Source organism: Sulfolobus sp. B1, assembly GCF_007050195.1.
Taxonomy (GTDB): Archaea; Thermoproteota; Thermoprotei_A; order Sulfolobales; family Sulfolobaceae; genus Saccharolobus.
Window position 1 is genome coordinate 1 of record NZ_QIMI01000358.1, and the last position, 588, is coordinate 588.

At 31.6% G+C, this 588-nt stretch carries 1 protein-coding gene; it reads right to left on the reverse strand.

Annotated features, from left to right (window positions below; genetic code table 11):
* Positions 1-178 precede the first annotated feature (178 nt).
* On the reverse strand, positions 179-588 hold a 410-nt coding region (locus tag DMP16_RS10685), incomplete at its 5' end, for an AAA-associated domain-containing protein (protein ID WP_143577262.1).

Here is a 588-nt window from a genome sequence, read left to right on the forward strand (position 1 = left end):
AACGGTAGTCCATAACATATAAAATCTCTATCTGCTATCTTACATTATGAAACTTGCTCATTATTCAATAATATTATCGATAATTTCATTGATATTTGGAGGATTACTTTTACTTGGAAAAGTACCGATTATTCTATCTATAGGTACATACTCTATAGTCTTTCTACTTCTAATACTCTTAATCCTTCTTTAGAAGTCCAGAATAAACTCCCCATTCAACTAAAGTAATTTGTAAATCGTACAATCCTTCTGGACTGTTATAAAGCTGAATCCCCTTTTTTTGTAAAACATTTTTTAATTGCTCGATAGTGAATTCTTTTAATTCTATAGCTGTTTTGAAGGGTTCTATTCTCCTTAAGGAATCTCGAATCATCTCTTTCCTCTTTTTTATGTTGGACTTAAGAAATTCAAGTCCTTTATCCGTAATGATTATATCTCCTTCTCCTACCGTAATGAAGCCTAGCGTATTAGCTGAATGGACAATAGGCATGAGGTCATCTAGGTCTACTTCCATTTCTTTTTCTAGCATATATAAGTCCGTTTTTCCATTAAATGTAGTTTCTAGGGAGTATAATAATCCTACAAGAT